The organism is Streptomyces sp. MS06, from assembly GCF_047200655.1.
Taxonomy (GTDB): domain Bacteria; phylum Actinomycetota; class Actinomycetes; order Streptomycetales; family Streptomycetaceae; genus Streptomyces.
On record NZ_JBJZOJ010000022.1, the window covers coordinates 50,266 to 70,177 of the forward strand.

Genomic DNA, 19,912 nt, shown 5'->3' on the forward strand with positions numbered 1-19,912 from the left:
TGCGGGGGCTACTCGCCCTCGTTCTCCTCGGCGGGCGCCTCCGGCGACTCGCCGGCTTTCTCCTCGACGGGCGCGTCCGGCGCGGGCGCCTCCTTCTTCTCGGCCGCGGTCAGCAGGACGGTGTCCTGCGGCTGCTGGTCCTCGAAGTTCTCCGGGTGGTGGCAGGCCGTCTGCTGGCCGGGACGCAGCTCGAGGAGCGGCGGCTCGGTCGTCCGGCAGATCTCCGTGGCCTTCCAGCACCGGGTGTGGAAGCGGCAGCCGCTCGGCGGGGAGATGGGCGAGGGCACGTCCCCCTGGAGCAGGATGCGTTCGCTCTTGGTGTTCCGGCGCTTCGGGTCCGGGATCGGCACCGCGGACAGCAGGGCCTTGGTGTACGGGTGCGTCGGCGACTTGTAGAGCTGCTCGCGGTCGGCCATCTCCACGATCTTGCCCAGGTACATCACCGCGATCCGGTCCGAGACGTGCCGGACGACCGACAGGTCGTGCGCGATGATCACGTACGTCAGCCCGAGCTCCTCCTGGAGGTCGTCCAGCAGGTTCACCACCTGGGCCTGGATCGACACGTCCAGCGCGGAGACCGGCTCGTCCGCGACCACCAGCTTCGGCTTGAGCGCGAGCGCGCGGGCGATACCGATGCGCTGGCGCTGGCCGCCGGAGAACTCGTGCGGGTAGCGGTTGTAGTGCTCGGGGTTGAGGCCGACCACCGACAGCAGCCGCTGGACCTCCTTCTTGATGCCGCCCTCGGGCTCGACGCCCTGCAGCCTGAAGGGGGCGCCGACGATCGTGCCGATCGTGTGGCGCGGGTTCAGCGAGGAGTACGGGTCCTGGAAGATCATCTGCACGTCGCGGCGCAGCGGGCGCATGCCGCCCACGCCGAGGTGCGTGATGTCCTTGCCCTCGAACTCGACGTTTCCGGCGGTCGGTTCCAGCAGCCGGGTGATCAGCCGGCCCATCGTCGACTTGCCGCAGCCCGACTCGCCCACGACGCCCAGGGTCTCGCCCCGGCGGACCTCGAAGTCGATGCCGTCGACCGCGTGCACCGCGCCGACCTGCCGCTGGAGCAGGCCCTTCTTGATCGGGAAGTGCTTCTGCAGCCCCGTCACCTTCAGCAGGACGTCACGGTCGGCGTCCTGGCCGGGTGCGGCGCCCTCGCTCTTCGCGGGCGTGGTCACAGCCGTGTCCTTGGAGTTCTCGCTCACAGCTTCGGCGCAATCTCTTCGGTCCAGATACGCTCCCGCTGCTCCCTGCTCAGGTGGCATGCCGCCCAGTGCTTGCTGCCGATCTCGGTCAGCTCGGGGCGGACCGTGCGGGTGACGTCGTCCTTGGGGATGTCGGCGTACGGGCAACGCGGGTGGAAGGCGCAGCCGGACGGGATGTTGATCAGCGAGGGCGGGGAGCCCTTGACCGGGGTGAGCCGGTCCTGCTGGTCCCGGTCCAGGCGCGGCATCGAGCCGAGCAGTCCCCAGGTGTAGGGGTGCCGGGGCTCGTAGAACACCTTCTCGGCGGGGCCGCGCTCGACGCAGCGACCGCCGTACATCACCAGCAGGTCGTCGGCGAGTTCGGCGACGACGCCGAGGTCGTGGGTGATGATGATGACCGCGGAGCCGAACTCCTGCTGCAGGTCGCGGATGAGGTCGAGGATCTGCGCCTGGACGGTGACGTCCAGGGCGGTGGTCGGCTCGTCCGCGATGAGCAGTTCGGGGTTGTTGACCAGCGACATCGCGATCATGGCGCGCTGCCGCATACCGCCGGAGAACTCGTGCGGGTAGCTGTCCACCCGCTTGTCGGGCTGGGGGATGCCGACCCGGTCGAGCATCTCGATCGCCCGCCTGCGGGCGGTCTTCTTGTCGACGTCGTGGTGGACCCGGTAGGCCTCCACGATCTGGTGGCCGATCGTGTAGTACGGGTGCAGCGCGGACAGCGGGTCCTGGAAGATCATCGCCATCTCGCGGCCGCGCAGCCTGCGGACCTGGTCCGGGTCGGCCGACAGCAGTTCGGTGCCGTTCAGCCAGATCTCGCCGGATATCTGCGCCTTGCGCTTGCCGTACTGGCCGGCGGTGTGCAGGCCCATGATGCCGAGCGAGGTCACCGACTTGCCGGATCCCGACTCGCCGACGATACCGAGGGTCTTGCCCTTCTCCAGCTGGAAGCTGAGCCCGTCGACGGACTTGACCAGTCCGTCGTCGGTCGGGAAGTGGACCTTCAGGTCCCGCACTTCCAGGAAGGCGTTCGGGGTCGGCGAGGCTGCGGTGGGCTCTCCCACGGCCGCTCCGGTCTTGCTGAGGTCGGTCATGCGAGCCTCACTCGGGGGTCGATCACGGCGTACAGGATGTCCACCACGAGGTTGGCAATGATCACCGCGAGCGAGGTGATCATCGTGACGCCCAGGATGATGGGCAGGTCATGGTTGCGGATCGCCTGCAGCACGGCCTGGCCGAGGCCGGGCAGGCTGAAGGTGGACTCGGTGAGGATCGCGCCGCCGATGAGGGCGCCGAGGTCGATGCCGAGCATGGTGAGGATCGGCGTCATGGTGGAGCGCATGGCGTGCTTGCCGATGACGACCGGCTCCCGCAGACCCTTGGCGCGGGCGGTGCGGATGTAGTCCTCACCCATGATCTCCAGCATGGTGGCGCGGGTGATCCGGGCGTACATCGCGGCGTAGAGGAAGGCGAGGGTGATCCAGGGCAGCAGCATGCTCTGGAACCAACTGCCGAACCCGTCCGCGAGTGGTGTGTACGTGGCGTCGATCCAGCCGAGGCCGTAGTAGAACACCGCCAGCGACAGCAGGCCGGTGAAGTAGATCGGGAGCGAGACGCCGCTGAGGGCGACGACCATCGAGGCCCGGTCCCACAGCGAGCCGCGCTTCAGGGCGGAGAGCACGCCCGCCGCGACACCGAACAGCAGCCACAGCACGGCGGCACCGAGCGCGAGTCCCAGGGTCACCGGGAAGCGGTCGGTGAGCACCGGCCAGACGGCCTGCTCGCTGCGGAAGGAGTATCCGAAGCACGGCGCGGCGCAGTGCGTCACGTCGCCGCCGGACGCGTAGGTGCGGCCGACGAAGATGCCTTTGAAGAACTCCCAGACCTGGACGAAGATCGGATCGCCCAGTCCCAGCTTCTCCCGGACCGCCTCGAGGGCCGCGGGGTCGGCCTGCTTGCCGACGAAGTTCGACGCGATGTCGACCCCGGCCCACTTGGGGATGAGGAAGAAGATGCCGAAGACCACCACGACGATGGCCACCAGCAACACTGCGGCGGCGATGAGCCGCCTGATGAGGTAAGCGAGCACTGCTCTCGGCCCGGCCGCGGACCGGGGCCACCGGAGGTCTTCCGGTGGCCCGCGGTCACGCTGCCCCGGCCTTCACCTGCCTTTCGAGCCGTATGGCGGGTGCGCCGGACGGGATTACTTCACGCCCAGGTTGACGAAGTCGACCATGCCGTTGTACGCGTCGGACGTGTAGGCGTTGGTCAGACGGGTGGAGCGCCAGTTGATGAACTTCTCGAAGGTGAAGGGCAGGTAGTACGCGCCCTCCATGACCTTGTGGTTGATCTCCGTGGCGATCTCGGTCTTCTTCGAGTTGTCCAGCTCCTTGACGTAGGAGTCGAACAGCCCGTCGATGGACTTGTCCTTGATCAGGGCGTAGTTGTTGTTACCGCTCTGCAGGATGTACTTGCTGTCCCACAGCGGCAGACCGAAGCCCTGGACGGTCGGGAAGTCCGGACCCCAGCCCATGATGATGATGCCGTAGCCCTTCTTCTCCACGTTGGAGGGGCTGCCGATGATGCCGGAGGTCTGCGAGCCGTCGTACTGGTCGATCTCGGCGTCGATGCCGATCTTCTTCAGCGAGGCCTGCAGGGACTGCGCGGTGGCCACCTCGACCTGCTTGTTGTTGCGGACCGCGATGGTGGTCTTGAAGCCGTTCGGCTTGCCGCAGGCCTTCAGCTCTTCCTTGGCCTTGGCGACATTGCCGTTCTTGTTCGCGCCGGCCATGCCGTACGGGTCGTACTTCTGGCCCTCGCCGCCCGGGATCGACGGCGGCAGCATGTTGGTGCCGATCTCACCGCCGGCCATGGGGCCGCCGCGCGCGGTCTGCAGGGAGACGTGGTCGGCGCCGTACTCCACGGCCTTGCGGCAGTGGATGTTGTCGAACGGCTTCACGCTCTGCGGGAAGACCGCGTAGCGGAGGTAGCCGGAGACCGGGTTGTCCAGGTTGCCCTTGTACTTCTTCAGGGCCTGCTGGCGGGCCTGCGGCGACAGGCCGGTCTGGCCGATGTCCAGGTCGTAGTCGCCGTTGAGCAGGCGCTGGTCCATGTCGTTGGCGTTGGTGAAGTACGAGATGGAGATCTTGTCCGGCAGCGCCTTGCGGACCGGGTCCGAGGACTTCTTCCACTGGTCGTTGCGGACCAGGGTCAGCTTCTTGTTCGGCGTGTAGGACTCGAACTTGTACGGGCCGCTGGAGAAGGGGTTCAGCGTGTACTTGGACTTGGTGTCCTTGTCCTGGCGCACCGGGGAGGACGACGGCATCGCGAGCATCTGCTCGAAGTCGCTGTTGGCCTGCGGCAGGTGGAAGACGATCGTCTTGTCGTCAGGCGTGTCGATCGCCGTCAGACCCAGGTGGTTGGGGTCCTTGTCCTTGTACGGGCCCGGGTACTTGCCGTCCGGGTCCAGGGTGTCCTTGACGTAGACCGGGCCGCCGGACAGGACGTCCTGCGCCCACTGGCGCTCGATGCCGTACTTGATGTCCTTGGACGTGATCGGCTTGCCGTCCTGCCACGTGATCCCGTCGCGCAGGGTGTACGTGTAGGTCTTGCCGTCGTCGGAGACCTTCGCCATGCCGGTGGCCAGGTCCGGGACCAGCTCGGTGCCCTTGGCGCCCGGCGCGGTGTTGTAGGTCACCAGCTGGCGGCTGTAGTAGCGCATGAAGTTCCACGCGAAGCCGTAGTAGCCGCGGGTGGTGTCCCAGAAGTCGGCGTCCTGGGTGGTGGCGAACTTCAGCTCGCCGCCCTTCTTCGACGAGGCGTTGGCGACCTTGTTGTTCGCGGCGTTGAAGCCCGGGGCGCCGCCCTTGCCGCTGCTGTTGTCGTCGTTGCCGCCGCCGCCGCACGCCGCCGTGCTCAGCAGCGCCGCGACCACGGCAGCTGCGGCCGCGGCCTGCTTGCGGCGCCCTGTGGTGCGTTGGGTAGTCACGTTCTCGGATCCTCCGTGTAGAGAGCGGCCCGTGCCGGCGCGGGCCCTGGGGGTACGGCAGTTCAGCGGGAACCCTTCGGGTCGAGGGCGTCGCGGACGCCGTCGCCGAAGAGGTTGAAGGAGAGCACGGTGATGAAGATGGCCACGCCAGGGACGATCATGAACATCGGGTCCGAGTCGTAGTAGTCCACCGCGGTGGAGAGCATGTGCCCCCACGAGGCCGTGGGGGGCTTCACGCCCACGCCAAGGAAGCTGAGTGCCGCCTCGGTGAGGATGTTGGTCGGGATCATCATCGTCGTGTACACGATGATGGGCGCGACGAGGTTGGGCAGCAGCTCCTTGAACAGGATGTACACCCGCCCCGCCCCCAGGGAGCGGGCCGCCTCGACGTACTCGCGCTCGCGCAGGGAGAGCGTCTGGCCGCGCACCACGCGGCCGATGTAGGGCCAGCCGAAGAAGCCGATCACCAGGATCATGACGAACAGGCGGACTCCGGTGCCGCTCAGGCCCAGCAGGTCGTCCGGCATGACCGAGACGAGGGCGATGATGAACAGCAGCTGGGGGAAGGCCAGCAGGCCGTCCATGACCCGGCTGATCAGGGCGTCGAGCCAGCCGCCGAAGTAGCCGGCGAGGACGCCGAGCACGGTGCCGAGCACCACCGCCACCACGGCCGACATGAAGCCGACGAGGAGCGAGACCCGGGCGCCGTAGACGATGCGGGCGAAGACGTCGCGGCCGTTGACCGGTTCCACGCCGAGCAGGTGGTCGCCGCTCATGCCGCCCAGGGAGCCCTTGGGGGTGGAGAACAGCGGGTCGATCAGGTCCTCGTGGTAGGCGTTCGGCTGCTGGCCGACCAGGTGCGCGATCACCGGGGCGAGCAGGGATATCGCGATGAGGACGAGCACGACGACGCCGCCCGTCAGGGCGAGCTTGTCCCGCTTCAGGCGCTCCCAGGCGATCCGGCCCAGGGAGCGGCCCTGGACGGCCTTCGCGTCGGCGGTGTCAACCGTCGCTTCGTCGGCCGCGCTCGGGCCCGCTTCCGCGGTCGGCTCGTGCAATGGTGCCGTCATCTGGCAGGGACCCCTCTCAACCGGCTGTAGCCGGCCCGCACTTGCCGCTGTAGCGGCGTAATCAGTCCGTCGTACACAAGGGCGAAAACGCCCCTGCTGCGGGAGTCTTCAATGGTTTGGCGATCTGTTGCCAGACTTGGAGGTGAAAGGATGCGTAAACGTGATGCTGTCTGAGGGGTTCCGTTATCCGGACGTTGGGTAACGAGGGTCGGACGATGACAAGTTCCGCCAAACAGGACAGAGGGTCGCTTTCTGCCCTCATCTACGCGCGAAGATCGACTCTCGGCCACCCTGACTCACGCCGACCGGCCCGGTGGCCGTCGGTTCCGGAAAGCCGTCAGTAGGGCCCCGCCGCCGGCGGCGGATAGCCGCTCTCGGAGCCGGCCGGAGCCCGGTCGGGAATCCCCGCGTGGGCCTCGCGGTCGTAGAACGGCCGGGCGTTGGCCCGCAGCCACATCACGACCGGATCGTGCGCGTCCGACATCGCCACCGTGGACACCGGCAGCCCGTCCGGCACCGCACCGATCGACTGCTGCATCATCGCCCGCACCGCGTCCACCGCGGGCGGCGAGGTGTCGTACACCTCCAGGCCGATCGCCAGGTACGGTGCACCCAGCACCGGTTGCACCCAGGCGCGGCGCAACGAGCGGACGGCCGGAGTGCGGTGGGCGTTCTGCGCGAGCAGGGCGTAGAACTGCGGAACCTCCACGCCCGGCTCGGTCACCCGGAGCGGACCGGCGGGCTGACGCTCCAGGCCCGTCGCGATCCTGCGCAGATCGGGCCAGGGCACACCGACACCGCCGCCGGGGGCGTGCGGATTGAGCCAGAGACCGTAGTGGTCGGGGTAGAGCGACCGGGCGGCGTCGACGCCGTCCACGACCTCGTACGAGCGGTTCCAGCCGCTGGCGGAGAGCTCCTGGGCGGAGGTCACGCACGGTGCGTAGCGGTGCCCCTCGACCTCCATGCTCCCGTACTGGGCGTCCGGGGAGCCCGCCTGGCCGTGCCACAGGAGCATCCAGACCTGGCCGGAGGACGGGGCGGCGAGCGCGCGCAGCAGCGCCTCGTAGGCGTCATAGCGTCCGGGGGTGACCTGGTGCAGCATGTGCTCGATCTGCCCGGCCGCGGCGGTACCGCTCGCGCTCACGTTTCTACCGCCCCTTCGTATGGTGTCTCGACCGCGCCATGTAACCAGGTTAAGCGGCACCCCCGGGAGAGCCGTCCACGGCTCGGGGACTTTCCGGCGGGGCGTGTCCGGCGGAACGGACCGCGGGTGGCCGACCATCCGGCAGCGCCGCGGGCGGGCGGGGCCCCGCCCGGCTGCCCGGCCGCCGCCGGGCGCCGGCGCCGGGCCGCCACCCGGCGGCGGCCCGGCGCCTCCGGCGCGGACGGCCCCGGGCCGCTGTCACAAACCGCCCTGGGCGTCCTGCCGGTAGAACGGCCGGACCTGTTCCCGCATCCAGTCCGCCACCGGGTCCTGCGCCGCCTCCAGCAGGACCAGGTGGACCGGCCAGGGCGCCGGCGCCCGGCCCAGGGCACGGCCGAGGGCGTCCAGGGGTGCCTGCCGCAGATCGTCCTCCCAGGAGGAGAGTTCGACGCCGATGAACAGCACCGGCTCGTCCGTCTCCACGACGGCCAGGCAGCGGCGGGCGGTACGCACGGCACCGGTCGCCTCGAACTCGGCCGAGGCCGCGGAGAGGAAGTCGACCGGATCGTGCTGCCAGTCCGGCTCCGAGAGCCGCACCCGGCCCCCGCCCGCGGGCCCGTCCAGCGGGGTCAGGCCGGACCGGCACAGCTCGGCCACCGCTTCCGGGGGCAGCGGAACGCCGACCACGCCGCCCGGGTTCACCGCGATGCCGACCTGCGCGGGCAGCCCGCGGGCGAACTCGACCGCGGGGGCGACGGTGTACGGCAGGTGGGCGCCGGCGGTCAGCCGGAACTGCTCCTCGGAGCTGAACACGGGCACGTACGCCTGTCCGTCGAGCTCGGTGGTGGGCAGGTCCAGGGAGCCGCTGTCGGGTCCGCCGCCGCCGGGCAGGGGCACCCAGACGAGGCTGCGGCCGAGCACCTCGAGGATGCGGGCCCCCGCCGAGGGGACCCCGAGGGAGGCGGACAGCACCTCCTCCAACTCGTTGCCGGGCCATCCGCCGTGGGGATGGGGGTGGGTCTGCTCCGGGAAGTCCGCGGGAAGGTCCGCCGGGAAGTCCATCTGTCTGTACCGCCTGCCGAGAACCGCTGTCGTGGCTGCACAGGCTAGCGGGTACGGGTCCGCACCCGGCCCGCTCGCCGCGATCACCGCATTCACCGCGTTCACCGCGTTCAACCGGCGAACCCGATGTGCCGGACCGCGCCCGCCGACTCCCGGTCGAGCAGCACCGCCGAGTCGCAGCCGGCGGGCACCTCGCCGCGTTCCACCGCGCGCAGCAGCCGGGCCGCCGCCCGGCGGTGGCGGAGGAAGGCGTAGCGGGAGACGTCGCGGCCGCGCTCGCGCTGGCCCGCCAGGGCGGTGCCCGGGGCGACGTCGAGCACCAGCAGGTGCAGGGTGCCGCCGCGGCGCCGGGCAGCACGGGCCAGCCAGCGCCGCACCCAGGGCTGGGTGCCGCAGTCGTGCACGATCACGCCCTCGCCGGTGCGCAGGGCGCGTCGCAGCCCGGCGTAGTGCGCGAGGCGGACCAGGGGGCGGTAGAGGGCGTACGGCAGGAACCCGGGCATACGGGCCTCCCACCGCTCGCGGGTGTCCTGGGAGTCGATGCGGACCCCGCGGGCGGTCCGGCTCATCAGCGTCGACTTGCCGCTTCCGGGCAGGCCCGTGACCACCACCAGGTCCCGGATGCCGAACAGCAGGGAGTGCGGTCCGCGGCCGCGGCGCCGTCGGAGGTCGCGGAGGACGGGACGCGGACGGCCGGCCCCCGCACCGCAGCGCTCCGGGGCCGCCGGGGACTCCCGGGAGGGGCGTGCGGGCTGCCGGGGCAGCGCGGCGCCCGACGCCGTCGCGTACACCGTGGTCCTGTTCACCGTCATCGTCCTCCCCTGGGCCAGGTGGGTGTGGTCCCCGTCGACCGTAAAGAGAAGGTAATGCCGAGGTCTTGCGGTTGTGTGCGCGTACCGCCACAGACCGGTTACGGATCCGGTCTGCCGTGATCGGGGGCGGGCATGCAATGATGTGCGCGCCAACTGCATACCGGCCGTTTGAATCCGCGCGGGAGAGTTCCCAGCCGTAGGGCTGGGGCGCCGAAGGAGCAAGTCCCTCCCTTGAATCTCTCAGGCCCCGTTACCGCGCGGGCGAGGCACATCTGAAAAGCGGGCCGCCGCGTCCCCCGGGACGGCGGAGGCTCCACCCAAGGTGCAAGCCAGAACCGCCCCAGGTGGTCATGGCGAACCTCTCAGGTTCCGATGACAGATGGGGAGGAAGACCTCGCCCGCCCCCACGCCCGGCATCAGCCCGCGCGGGGGTCCCCGCTGCCCCTGGGAGACGACCGACCGATGAGCAGTTCCGCATCCCATCCGCTCCGCCACACGGCGCTGGACGCCGTGCACCGCTCGCTCGGCGCGACGATGACCGACTTCGCCGGCTGGGACATGCCCCTCCGCTACGGCTCCGAGCGCGAGGAGCACCTCGCCGTGCGCACCAAGGCCGGCCTGTTCGACCTGTCGCACATGGGCGAGATCACCGTGACCGGCCCGCAGGCCGCCGCCCTGCTGGACCACGCCCTCGTCGGCAACATCGGCGCCGTGCGGGCGGGCCGCGCCCGCTACACCATGATCTGCCAGGCCGACGGCGGCATCCTGGACGACCTGATCGTCTACCGGCTGGCCGAGACCGAGTACCTGGTCGTCGCCAACGCCTCCAACGCGCAGGTGGTGCTGGACGCGCTGACCGAGCGCGCCGCCGGCTTCGACGCGGAGGTCCGCGACGACCGCGACGCCTACGCGCTGCTCGCCGTCCAGGGCCCCGAGTCCCCCGGCATCCTCGCCGCCCTCACCGACGCCGACCTGTCCGGCCTCAAGTACTACGCGGGCCTGCCCGGCACCGTCGCCGGCGTCCCCGCGCTGATCGCCCGTACCGGCTACACCGGCGAGGACGGTTTCGAGCTGTTCGTGAAGCCGGAGCACGCGGTGGAGTTGTGGCGGGCGCTGACCGAGGCGGGGGAGGCCGCCGGGCTGGTGCCGTGCGGGCTGTCCTGCCGGGACACGCTGCGCCTGGAGGCGGGCATGCCGCTGTACGGGAACGAACTGACGGCGCAGCTCACGCCCTTCGACGCCGGCCTCGGCCGGGTCGTGAAGTTCGAGAAGGAGGGCGACTTCGTGGGGCGCGAGGCGCTGGCCGCGGCCGCCGAGCGCGCCGCGTCCAAGCCGCCGCGGGTCCTGGTGGGCCTGGTCGCCGAGGGCCGGCGGGTGCCGCGCGCCGGGTACCCCGTGGTGGCCGACGGCGCGGTGATCGGCGAGGTCACCTCCGGTGCCCCGTCGCCCACCCTGGGCAAGCCGATCGCCATGGCCTACGTCGACGCGGCGCACGCGGCGCCGGGCACCGAGGGCGTCGGCGTGGACATTCGCGGTACCCATGAGCCGTACGAGATCGTGACGCTGCCGTTCTACAAGCGGCGGAAGTGACGCCGCCGCGGCCCGGCCGCCGCGACGTCGGGTGACGTCCGGCACATCGGCGCCGCCCACCGCGTCCGCGCGGTCCCACCGTTCACCAGCACTCCCCCGCGTACAGGAGAATCCAGTCATGAGCAACCCCCAGCAGCTGCGCTACAGCAAGGAGCACGAGTGGCTGTCGGCCGCCGAGGACGGCGTGTCGACGATCGGTATCACCGAGCACGCCGCCAACGCGCTCGGCGACGTCGTCTTCGTCCAGCTCCCGGACGTCGGGACCACCGTCGCCGCGGGCGAGAGCTGCGGCGAGCTGGAGTCCACCAAGTCGGTGTCCGACCTCTACTCCCCCGTCTCCGGTGAGGTCACCGAGATCAACGAGGACGTGGTGAGCGACCCCTCGCTGGTGAACACCGCCCCCTTCGAGGGCGGCTGGCTGTTCCGGATCCGGGTCACGGAGGAGCCGCAGGAACTGCTCTCCGCTGACGAGTACGACGCTTTCACCGCCGGCTGAGGACCCTCGATGACCGTTCTGAACACGCCCCTGCACGAGCTCGACCCGGAGGTCGCCGCCTCCGTCGACGCCGAGCTGCGCCGCCAGCAGTCCACCCTGGAGATGATCGCCTCCGAGAACTTCGCGCCGCTCGCGGTGATGGAGGCACAGGGCTCGGTCCTCACCAACAAGTACGCCGAGGGCTACCCCGGCCGCCGCTACTACGGCGGCTGCGAGCACGTCGACGTCACCGAGCAGATCGCCGTCGACCGGGTGAAGGAGCTGTTCGGCGCCGAGTACGCGAACGTGCAGCCGCACTCGGGCGCCTCCGCCAACCAGGCGGCCCTGTTCGCGCTGGCCCAGCCCGGCGACACGATCCTCGGCCTGGACCTGGCGCACGGCGGCCACCTGACCCACGGCATGCGGCTGAACTTCTCGGGCAGGCAGTTCGACGTGGTCGCCTACCACGTGGACCCCGCGACCGGCCTGGTCGACATGGCCGAGCTGGAGCGGCTCGCCAAGGAGCACCGCCCGAAGGTGATCATCGCCGGCTGGTCGGCGTACCCCCGGCAGCTCGACTTCGCGGCGTTCCGCCGGATCGCGGACGAGGTCGAGGCCCACCTGTGGGTGGACATGGCGCACTTCGCCGGACTGGTCGCGGCGGGCCTGCACCCCAACCCGGTGCCCTTCGCGGACGTGGTCACCTCCACCACGCACAAGACTCTGGGCGGTCCGCGCGGCGGCATCATCCTGGCCCGGAAGCAGTTCGCGAAGAAGCTGAACTCCTCGGTCTTCCCGGGCTTCCAGGGCGGCCCCCTGGAGCACGTGATCGCGGCCAAGGCGGTCTCCTTCAAGATCGCCGCCTCCGAGGAGTTCAAGGAGCGCCAGCGTCGTACCGTGGAGGGGGCGCGGACCCTCGCCGAGCGGCTGACCGCCGCCGACGCCCGCGCGGCCGGTGTGAACGTGCTCTCCGGCGGCACGGACGTGCACCTGGTCCTGGTGGACCTGCGCGCGTCCGAGCTGGACGGGCAGCAGGCCGAGGACCGGCTCCACGAGGTCGGCATCACGGTCAACCGCAACGCCGTCCCCGACGACCCGCGTCCGCCGATGGTGACCTCGGGCCTGCGGATCGGCACCCCGGCGCTGGCCACCCGCGGCTTCACCGCGGAGGACTTCGCCGAGGTCGCCGACGTGATCGCGGAGACGCTCAAGGCCCCCTCGCCCTTCGGGGAGACCGAGGCCCGGGCGCTCAGGGCCCGCGTCGGCGCGCTCGCCGACAAGCACCCGCTGTACCCGGGTCTGACCAAGTAAGCCCCGTGGGGCACCCGGCCGCCGGCCGGGTGCCCCACCCCCGCAAGGAGGTGTGACCGTGGCGATCTCGGTCTTCGACCTGTTCTCGATCGGCATCGGCCCGTCCAGCTCCCACACGGTCGGCCCGATGCGCGCCGCCCGGATGTTCGCCCGGCGGCTTCGCAACGAGGGCCTGCTGCCCTCCGTCGCCTCGGTCCGCTCCGAGCTGTACGGCTCCCTGGGCGCAACCGGCCACGGGCACGGCACCCCCAAGGCGGTGCTGCTGGGCCTGGAGGGCGACTCCCCGCGCACGGTGGACGTGGAGACGGCCGACGAGCGGGTGGCGGCGATCCGCGACACCGGGCGCCTGCGGCTGCTCGGCGAGCACGAGATCCCGTTCGCCTACGACGACGACCTGGTCCTGCACCGCCGGCAGGCACTGCCGTACCACGCGAACGGTATGACGCTGCGGGCCCACGGCGCGGACGGCACGGAACTGCTGTCCAAGACGTACTACTCGGTGGGCGGCGGTTTCGTCGTCGACGAGGACGCGGTCGGTGCGGACCGGATCAAACTCGACGACACCGTGCTCAAGTACCCCTTCCGCACGGGTGACGAGCTGCTGCGCCTGACGCGCGAGACCGGCCTGTCGATCTCCGCGCTGATGCTGGAGAACGAGCGCGCCTGGCGCACGGAGGAGGAGATCCGCGCGGGCCTGCTGGAGATCTGGCACGTCATGCAGGCCTGCGTGCGGCGCGGCCTGTCCCGCGAGGGCATCCTGCCGGGCGGCCTGAAGGTCCGCCGCCGGGCCGCGGTCACCGCCCGGCAACTGCGCGCGGAGGGCGACCCGCTGGCCCGCGCCATGGAGTGGATCACGCTGTACGCGATGGCGGTCAACGAGGAGAACGCGGCCGGCGGCCGGGTGGTGACCGCTCCGACGAACGGCGCGGCGGGCATCATCCCCGCGGTCCTGCACTACTACACGGACTTCGTGCCCGGCGCCGACGAGGAGGGCGTGGTCCGCTTCCTGCTGGCGGCCGGCGCGATCGGCATGCTGTTCAAGGAGAACGCGTCCATCTCCGGCGCCGAGGTCGGCTGCCAGGGCGAGGTCGGCTCGGCCTGCTCGATGGCGGCCGGCGCGCTGGCCGAGGTGTTCGGCGGCTCCCCGGAGCAGGTGGAGAACGCCGCCGAGATCGGCATGGAGCACAATCTCGGCCTCACCTGCGACCCGGTCGGCGGTCTGGTGCAGATCCCGTGCATCGAGCGCAACGGCATGGCCGCGGTCAAGGCGGTCACCGCGGCCCGCATGGCGATGCGCGGCGACGGCTCGCACAAGGTCTCGCTGGACAAGGTCATCAAGACCATGAAGGACACCGGCGCCGACATGAGCGTCAAGTACAAGGAGACGGCGCGGGGCGGGCTCGCGGTGAACATCATCGAGTGCTGAGGGAACGGGCCCTGAGCAGCGCGTTGGTGTTTTCGTGCGCCACCTGTCGCTGCATATCACCTGCACTGCCGCCAAAACGCCGGCATGCCGGCGATCACGATCCGGGACGTCCCGGACGACACGGTCAGCGCCCTGAGGATCCGCGCCGCACAGGCGGGCAAGTCGCTCCAGGCGTACGCCCTGGAACTCCTCTCCCGGGAAGCCGCCAAGCCAAGCCCACCCTGGCGGAGATGGCAGCCCGCCTGGAGCGTGAGACCCGCACCGCGCTCAGTACGACCGACGTCCTCGACGCCGTCGAGGACGGGCGGGACCGGCGCTGATCGTCATTGACTGCTCCAGCCTCGTACAGTTCCTCCTCGACCACGGCAGGACCGGCACCGCGATCCGCGAGCGGGTGAGCCGCGCCGACACTCTCGCAGCGCCGGGCCTTCTGGACTACGAGATCACCTCGCCCGCCTTCGGGCTGGCCCGCGGCCGGCGAGGCAGCAAGCCGAAGATCACCGAGAAGGAGGCCGTGAAGGCGATCACCGACTACCAGGCCCTCGCTCTCGACCTGCACCCCACGGCGGTCCTGTGGCGGCGCGTGCGCGCACTGTCGAACAACCCCTCCGTCCACGAGGCGCATTACGTGGCCCTGGCCGAGAGCCTCGCGGTTCCGCTGATCACCAGCGACGCCAGGATCGAGCGCAGCGGAGCTGCACGCTGCGCGATCGAGACCTTCGACGCACCCGGCACCTGACCTCGGCGGCACCGGCACGCAGGAGATCCACGAGCCGCTCCCCGCTCGGGTACCGGCGCTTCGAGCGTGCGGGATCGCGGGCGTCGCGGCGTCCACGGGGCGCCGGAAAACGCGTCGACAGTGCGCCAGGGCGACCGGCACAGTGAACGACCGTGACGAGCAGTGAGCTGTGGACCCGCGCGAACGCCGACCGGTACGACGCCGAGGAGACCGGGATGTCCTCGGCCGCCGTCCTCGGACCGACCCTGGACTTCCTCGCCGCGCTCGCCGGGAACGGCCGGGCGCTGGAGTTCGCCGTCGGAACCGGACGGGTGGCCGTCCCGCTGCGGGCACGCGGCGTCCCCGTGGCGGGCGTCGAACTGTCCCCGCACATGGTGGCGGTGCTGCGGCGCAAGGTCGACGAGGCCACGCTCCCGGTGGCCGTCGGCGACATGGCGACCACCGTCGTCCCCGGCCGGTTCAGCCTGGTCTATCTCGTCTACAACACCATCACGAACCTGCTCACGCAGGAAGAGCAGGTCGAGTGCTTCCGCAACGCGGCACGCCATCTGGAGCCCGGTGGCCGGTTCGTCATCGAGCTGAACGTCCCGCCGCTGCGGTTCCTGCCGCCCGGTCAGGTCGCGGTGCCGTTCGACGTCTCCGAACGGCATCTCGGCTTCGACACCTTCGACCTGGTGGAGCAGGTGCTCGTCTCGCACCACCTCACCCGCGACGGCGACGACGGCCGCTACCGGCGCGGCAGTTCCCGTCACCGGTACGCCTGGCCGGCCGAGCTCGACCTGATGGCGCGGATCGCCGGGCTCGAGCCGGAACGCCGCGTCGCGGACTGGGACGGGGCGCCGTTCACCCAGGACTCCGCCAAGCACGTCTCGGTGTGGCGCAAGCCGGTCTGAGGTCGCGCGCCCCACGGGGTGGGCGGGGTGCGGCGGGCCCGGAAGACGCGGAGGGCGCCGCCGGGAGTCCGGCGGCGCCCCCTGCCGTGCGCGTCACCTGTTCAGGTAGGTCCAGAACTCGTCGAAGGACAGGACCTTGTCGCCGTTGAGGTCGCGCTGGGCGATGAGGGCCTCGGCGACGGTCTCGGTGACGTTCCAGTCGCCCCCCTGAGCGAGGGCGGACTTGAACTCGGCGGCGGTGATGAAACCGTCGCCGTCCGCGTCGATCCGCTCGAACTGCTTGCGTGCTTCCTCGATGTTGGCCACCGGTCCGCCCCTCTTGCGTTGCGTTGTACGTGTGGTGATGGCGTTGTGCCGCTGGTCAGGTTAACGGCCTGGACCTGCCTCCCGTGCGGCGCCCACCCCCGGCCACCCGTGGGGCGGGGGTGCCGTGCGGCCGGCGCCGGCGTCTGCAAGGCTGGGCGTTCCGGCGGTAGGGGCCGAGGAGGCGCGAGGGGGTCGGGGTGGGGCGGACCGGGCAGGACCTGAGGGGCATTCTGGAGGCGGCGGCCCGGGGGGTCTTCCCGCCCGCGGACGGCGGGACGACGGTGGTGCCGCAGCCAGGCCGGCGGGACGCGGGGGTGATCGCCTTCACGGCCCACTCCGTCGTGTTCACGGACGAGGACCCGCGGTGGGTGCACGCCACGCTGGCCTCGCTGGACTGCGACGCGCTCGCCGCGACCATGAACCCGCGGTTCCTCTCCGCCCTGCTGGAGCGGACCGGGCGGGTCACGGACACCGTCGACGTGCTGGCGGTGGGCGCCGCACTGCCCGGTGCACCGAGCGTCGCGCTGACCGAGCTGCGGCATCCGGAGCATCCCCGGGTGGTCCGCGCCCGGCTGCGGCGCGAGGACGTGCGGGTGTGGTCGGCGGACGGCGGGGTGCTCGTGCTGGGGCGCGGGGTCGCCGGGCGGCTGGAGGTCGCGGTGGAGGTGGACGAGGGGGCGCGGCACCGGGGGCTCGGGCGGGCGCTGGCGACGGCGGCCCGGCAGCTCGCCGGCGGGGAGCCGGTGTGGGCCCAGGTCTCGGCGGGGAACGCCCGCAGCCTGCGGGCGTTCCAGGCGGCCGGCTACCGGCCGGTGGGCTCGGAGGCGCTGCTGGTCGGCCCCTCGCCTCGTGGTGGGTGATGGGGGCGGCCGGTGCCGCGAACCCGGCGAGCGGGCCGCGGCGGGGGCGGCGGTGCCTGAGCCGACCGCACCTCGGGCCCGTCGCGGTCAGCGGAAGATGCCGGTGTGGCCGAGCGAGTACCGGCCGGGCTGCGGGTAGACGGCCAGGCCGTGCGGGCCCCGGCCGACCTTGATGCGGGCGAGCTGCTTCCCGGTTCGGGTGTCGATGGCGTACACCTCGGAGTCGTAGCGCCCGGACAGCCAGAGCACCTTGCCGTCCGCCGAGACGCCGCCCATGTCGGGGCTGCCGCCGTCGGGCAGGTGCCACTTGTCCGTGACCTTGTGCTGGGCGAAGTTGAAGATCGAGATGCTGCCCTCGCCCCGGTTGGACACGTACATCACGCGCGAGTCGCGACTGATGTAGAGGCCGTGGGCGCCCTTGCCGGTGGGCAGGAAGGAGGGGGTGGCGAAGGTGTCGCCGTCGAGGATCCACAGCCCGTCGGCCACCATGTCGGCGATGTAGAACCGTTTGCCGTCGGGTGAGACCTTGACGTCCTGTGGCTTGGCGCCCTCGACGGGGAGCTTCTGCTGGCCGACGACCTTCATCTGCTCCGTGTCGACCTTGAGGAGTTCGCCGCTGAACTCGCAGGAGACGATGAAGTAGCGGCCGTCGCGGGAGAAGTCGGCGTGGTTGACGCCGTAGCAGCTGACCGGGACGGTCTTGACCCGCTTCATGGTGTGCGCGTCCCGGAAGACGAGTTCGCGGTCGAGGGAGGCCATCACCACCGCGTACTTGCCGTTCGGGGTGAAGTAGAGGTTGTACGGGTCGTGGACGTCGACGGTGGGGCCCGCCTTGCCGGTGCTCGGGTCGATCGGGGTGAGGGTGTTGCCCTTGTCGTTGTTGACCCAGAGGGTCTTGAGGTCCCAGGAGGGGACGACGTGCTGCGGCTGCCGGCCGACCGGGATGGTCTCGATCACCTTGTACGTCGCGGGGTCGATGACGCTGACGGTGTCGGACTGGGTGTTGGGGACGTAGACCCGTGAGGGGAAGTCCTTGACGACCGGGGAGAGCTTGTCGGGGCGGTCGGCGGCGTAGACGTCGTTCGGGTCGAGGACGGGCGGCATTCCGGGCAGGCCGTCGACGGCCTGCTTCTTCGCGGGGGCGGGCGCGGCGGCCGTGGAGGTCTCGGCGGTCCGCCCGCCGCCGGTCTCGGTGCCGCAGGCGGCGAGGGCGGCGCCGGCGAGGAGGAGGGTGGCGGTGAGCAGCAGGCGGGGGGTGCGGGTGAGAGGGTGCATCAGCTGAGCAGCTCCGTGGTGGTGACCGCGCGCAGCCCGCGGCGGTCGAGTTCGTCGAGTACGGCGGGGAGCGCGGCGACCGTGTCCGGGTGGCCGAAGTGCAGGCTGACCACGGATCCGCCCCGGACCTGGCCGAGGACGGTGCGGGTGACGGCGTCGGCGCCGGGGTCGGTGTAGTCGAGGGAGTCGAGGTCGTAGGAGAGCACGTGCGGATAGCCCGCCTCCCGGGCCAGGCGCTCGACCAGCGGCGTAGCGCGGGCCGCCCGGGAGGGGCGGAACCAGGTGCCGATCGATCCGGTGAGTCTGCGCAGGCGGTCGGCGCAGGCGGTGATCTCGGCGCGGGCGGCGGGTTCGGCCATCGTGTTGACGGCGAGATGGCGCTGGGTGTGGTTGCCGAGGTCGTGGCCGCCGTCGAGGATGCGGCGGGCCAGTTCCGGGTGGTCGTCCAGCCAGGCGCCCACGGCGAGCACCGTGACCCGGGCGCCGCGGCGTTCGGCCTCGGTGAGCAGGGTGCGGGCGGTGGCGGGATCGCCCTGGCCGTGGAAGGTGAGGGCGACGCGGGAGCGGCCGCGGGGGCCGTGGGTGATCTGGGCGGGCGCCCCGCTGTAGGGGCGGGGTGCGGGCGCGGGTGTCCGGGTCGCCGGGGTGGTGGGGGCGCCCGGGTCGGTGGGGGGCGGGGTCGGTGTGGAGCGGGCGACGGCACCGGTGGGGGCGCATCCGGCGGTCAGGGCGGCCCCGGTGAGGAGGCCGGCGCCGGTGCGCAGGGCCGTGCGGCGGTCGGTTGCGGTCACCCGCACCATTTAAGAGGCGGTACGGGCAAAAACCGGCGATTCACCCGGGCGGCGGGTGGGCGGGCGTCGGCGCGGGAAGGCCCTCGTGCGGTGCCCCGCGGCGGCCTCGGGCGTCACCCTCGGCGGCCCCTCGGGCGTCACGCCGGGGAGGGCTCGGGGCATCGTTCCCCGAAGGAACCTCGGGCGTCACCCTGCGGCAGTCCTCCGGGCCTCGGCGCGGGAGGCGGTGGAGAAGCGACCGAAAGCGGGTGAGGGACCGGGAGCCGGTGAAGGGACCGGGACCCGGTGGAGGGGCGAACGGTGGCGGGGACGAGGTCGCCGCGGAGGCTCGGGGGCCGACGGGCGGGTGGAGGTGTCCGGCCCCCGGCCGGGGCGTCCGCGCCGCCGGCCGGACCGGCCGGACCGGTGTCCCGGGGACGGGTCAGCGGTCCCCCGTCCTCATCTCGAACCAGGTGGTCTTGCCTCGGGGCAGCAGGTCCACGCCCCAGCGGTCGGCCAGTTTGTCGACCAGGAAGAGACCGCGGCCGCTGATGTCGAGTTCCTGGACCGGCATCAGGCAGGGCAGGCCCCGGGAGGGGTCGCGGACCTCGACGCGGATCCAGCCCCGGCGGCGGCGCATGCGCAGACCGAACACCCGGGCGCCGGTGTGCCGGACGGCGTTGCCGACGAGTTCGGAGACGAGCAGGACGGCGTCCTCCGTCATCTTCGGCGTCAGTGCCCACTGGCGCAGGACGATCACCTGGACGAGCCGCCGGGCGGCGGCGGCCGACTCCGGGCGGGAGGGCAGCGGGACTTCCCGCTCCGTCGGGTTTCCGAACAACTCCAGGGCTCTCAGAGCCTGTTCGTCCTCCACCGCAGGCGACCAGCGCGCCGCAGCGGCACGGCCCTGTCCCCGCGGCTGTTCAATGCCCTCCAGCCCCGCCATGCCCCCATGATGGCCGCCCGAGGCGCCTCGCGGAGGCGTTCCCGGG

General features: G+C 71.5%; 19 protein-coding genes, 1 pseudogene and 1 riboswitch. Of the genes and pseudogenes, 8 read left to right on the top strand and 12 right to left on the bottom strand.

Annotated features, from left to right (window positions below):
- Positions 1–8 precede the first annotated feature (8 nt).
- The 8 genes from ACL02U_RS14430 to ACL02U_RS14465 form a co-directional block, all read right to left on the bottom strand.
- Positions 9–1,199 carry an ABC transporter ATP-binding protein gene (locus tag ACL02U_RS14430; protein WP_412791195.1) on the bottom strand — a complete coding sequence of 397 codons (1,191 nt, stop codon included), beginning with the start codon at positions 1,197–1,199 and terminating at the stop codon, positions 9–11.
- A complete protein-coding gene (locus ACL02U_RS14435; RefSeq protein WP_412791196.1) occupies positions 1,196–2,293 on the bottom strand; it encodes an ABC transporter ATP-binding protein in 1,098 nt (365 codons plus the stop codon). The genes ACL02U_RS14430 and ACL02U_RS14435 overlap by 4 nt, the downstream gene beginning before the upstream one ends.
- Positions 2,290–3,288, bottom strand: a complete 999-nt coding sequence (locus tag ACL02U_RS14440; protein ID WP_412791197.1) for an ABC transporter permease — start codon at positions 3,286–3,288, stop codon at positions 2,290–2,292. The genes ACL02U_RS14435 and ACL02U_RS14440 overlap by 4 nt, the downstream gene beginning before the upstream one ends.
- A gap of 114 nt (positions 3,289–3,402) precedes the next feature.
- Complete coding sequence (locus ACL02U_RS14445; RefSeq protein WP_412791198.1) at positions 3,403–5,187, bottom strand: ABC transporter substrate-binding protein; 1,785 nt, start codon at positions 5,185–5,187, stop codon at positions 3,403–3,405.
- A gap of 62 nt (positions 5,188–5,249) precedes the next feature.
- On the bottom strand, positions 5,250–6,257 hold the full coding sequence (locus ACL02U_RS14450) for an ABC transporter permease (RefSeq protein ID WP_412791199.1): 1,008 nt from the start codon (positions 6,255–6,257) through the stop codon (positions 5,250–5,252).
- 337 nt (positions 6,258–6,594) lie between these two features.
- The gene (locus ACL02U_RS14455) at positions 6,595–7,401 is read right to left on the bottom strand and encodes an enhanced serine sensitivity protein SseB C-terminal domain-containing protein (RefSeq protein ID WP_412791200.1); all 807 of its coding nucleotides are present in this window, start codon (positions 7,399–7,401) and stop codon (positions 6,595–6,597) included.
- Positions 7,402–7,659: 258 nt separating this feature from the next.
- Entirely contained in the window at positions 7,660–8,463 is an 804-nt protein-coding gene (locus ACL02U_RS14460) for an enhanced serine sensitivity protein SseB (protein ID WP_412791201.1), read from the bottom strand.
- 110 nt (positions 8,464–8,573) lie between these two features.
- Complete coding sequence (locus ACL02U_RS14465; protein WP_412791202.1) at positions 8,574–9,275, bottom strand: AAA family ATPase; 702 nt, start codon at positions 9,273–9,275, stop codon at positions 8,574–8,576.
- Between the two features lie 169 nt (positions 9,276–9,444).
- Positions 9,445–9,541, top strand: a riboswitch (glycine riboswitch).
- 196 nt (positions 9,542–9,737) lie between these two features.
- Between ACL02U_RS14465 and gcvT the strand changes: the two genes are divergently transcribed.
- The 7 genes and pseudogenes from gcvT (at position 9,738) to ACL02U_RS14500 (ending at position 15,709) form a co-directional block, all read left to right on the top strand.
- Positions 9,738–10,865, top strand: a complete 1,128-nt coding sequence (gene gcvT, locus ACL02U_RS14470) for a glycine cleavage system aminomethyltransferase GcvT (RefSeq protein ID WP_412791203.1) — start codon at positions 9,738–9,740, stop codon at positions 10,863–10,865.
- Between the two features lie 118 nt (positions 10,866–10,983).
- A complete protein-coding gene (gcvH, locus tag ACL02U_RS14475) occupies positions 10,984–11,361 on the top strand; it encodes a glycine cleavage system protein GcvH (RefSeq protein ID WP_412791204.1) in 378 nt (125 codons plus the stop codon).
- Positions 11,362–11,370: 9 nt separating this feature from the next.
- Positions 11,371–12,651 (top strand): serine hydroxymethyltransferase, encoded by a 1,281-nt coding sequence (glyA, locus tag ACL02U_RS14480; RefSeq protein ID WP_412791205.1) that lies wholly within the window; start codon positions 11,371–11,373, stop codon positions 12,649–12,651.
- 58 nt (positions 12,652–12,709) lie between these two features.
- Entirely contained in the window at positions 12,710–14,077 is a 1,368-nt protein-coding gene (locus ACL02U_RS14485; protein ID WP_412791206.1) for an L-serine ammonia-lyase, read from the top strand.
- 84 nt (positions 14,078–14,161) lie between these two features.
- Positions 14,162–14,224, top strand: a pseudogene (locus ACL02U_RS14490) (FitA-like ribbon-helix-helix domain-containing protein); the annotation flags it as partial.
- Between the two features lie 247 nt (positions 14,225–14,471).
- A complete protein-coding gene (locus tag ACL02U_RS14495) occupies positions 14,472–14,816 on the top strand; it encodes a type II toxin-antitoxin system VapC family toxin (RefSeq protein ID WP_412791207.1) in 345 nt (114 codons plus the stop codon).
- Positions 14,817–14,968: 152 nt separating this feature from the next.
- A complete protein-coding gene (locus tag ACL02U_RS14500; protein WP_412791208.1) occupies positions 14,969–15,709 on the top strand; it encodes a class I SAM-dependent DNA methyltransferase in 741 nt (246 codons plus the stop codon).
- Positions 15,710–15,802: 93 nt separating this feature from the next.
- Here the strand turns inward: ACL02U_RS14500 and ACL02U_RS14505 are convergent, their stop codons facing one another.
- On the bottom strand, positions 15,803–16,015 hold the full coding sequence (locus ACL02U_RS14505; RefSeq protein ID WP_412791209.1) for an EF-hand domain-containing protein: 213 nt from the start codon (positions 16,013–16,015) through the stop codon (positions 15,803–15,805).
- Between the two features lie 197 nt (positions 16,016–16,212).
- On the opposite strand from ACL02U_RS14505, the gene ACL02U_RS14510 reads away from it, so the two are divergent.
- Positions 16,213–16,875 carry an N-acetyltransferase family protein gene (locus ACL02U_RS14510; RefSeq protein ID WP_412791210.1) on the top strand — a complete coding sequence of 221 codons (663 nt, stop codon included), beginning with the start codon at positions 16,213–16,215 and terminating at the stop codon, positions 16,873–16,875.
- 87 nt (positions 16,876–16,962) lie between these two features.
- On the opposite strand, the gene ACL02U_RS14515 is transcribed toward ACL02U_RS14510, so the two are convergent.
- The 3 genes from ACL02U_RS14515 to ACL02U_RS14525 all read right to left on the bottom strand — a co-directional run bounded on the left by ACL02U_RS14515 (position 16,963) and on the right by ACL02U_RS14525 (position 19,866).
- The gene (locus tag ACL02U_RS14515) at positions 16,963–18,150 is read right to left on the bottom strand and encodes a hypothetical protein (RefSeq protein WP_412791211.1); all 1,188 of its coding nucleotides are present in this window, start codon (positions 18,148–18,150) and stop codon (positions 16,963–16,965) included.
- Entirely contained in the window at positions 18,150–18,950 is an 801-nt protein-coding gene (locus ACL02U_RS14520; protein WP_412791212.1) for a polysaccharide deacetylase family protein, read from the bottom strand. The genes ACL02U_RS14515 and ACL02U_RS14520 overlap by 1 nt, the downstream gene beginning before the upstream one ends.
- Before the next feature lie 412 nt (positions 18,951–19,362).
- Positions 19,363–19,866, bottom strand: coding sequence for an ATP-binding protein (locus ACL02U_RS14525; protein WP_412791213.1), 504 nt, complete (start codon positions 19,864–19,866; stop codon positions 19,363–19,365).
- Between the last annotated feature and the right edge of the window lie 46 nt (positions 19,867–19,912).

What these genes read in the sequence shown, in the direction of transcription:
- ACL02U_RS14460 (WP_412791201.1), bottom strand. Translation starts at nt 8,463, where the DNA reads ATGGACTTCCCGGCGGACCTTCCCGCGGACTTCCCGGAGCAGACCCAC.
- ACL02U_RS14450 (WP_412791199.1), bottom strand. Translation starts at nt 6,257, where the DNA reads ATGACGGCACCATTGCACGAGCCGACCGCGGAAGCGGGCCCGAGCGCG.
- ACL02U_RS14515 (WP_412791211.1), bottom strand. Translation starts at nt 18,150, where the DNA reads ATGCACCCTCTCACCCGCACCCCCCGCCTGCTGCTCACCGCCACCCTC.
- ACL02U_RS14525 (WP_412791213.1), bottom strand. Translation starts at nt 19,866, where the DNA reads ATGGCGGGGCTGGAGGGCATTGAACAGCCGCGGGGACAGGGCCGTGCC.
- ACL02U_RS14435 (WP_412791196.1), bottom strand. Translation starts at nt 2,293, where the DNA reads ATGACCGACCTCAGCAAGACCGGAGCGGCCGTGGGAGAGCCCACCGCA.
- glyA (WP_412791205.1), top strand. Translation starts at nt 11,371, where the DNA reads ATGACCGTTCTGAACACGCCCCTGCACGAGCTCGACCCGGAGGTCGCC.
- ACL02U_RS14520 (WP_412791212.1), bottom strand. Translation starts at nt 18,950, where the DNA reads ATGGTGCGGGTGACCGCAACCGACCGCCGCACGGCCCTGCGCACCGGC.
- gcvT (WP_412791203.1), top strand. Translation starts at nt 9,738, where the DNA reads ATGAGCAGTTCCGCATCCCATCCGCTCCGCCACACGGCGCTGGACGCC.
- ACL02U_RS14465 (WP_412791202.1), bottom strand. Translation starts at nt 9,275, where the DNA reads ATGACGGTGAACAGGACCACGGTGTACGCGACGGCGTCGGGCGCCGCG.
- gcvH (WP_412791204.1), top strand. Translation starts at nt 10,984, where the DNA reads ATGAGCAACCCCCAGCAGCTGCGCTACAGCAAGGAGCACGAGTGGCTG.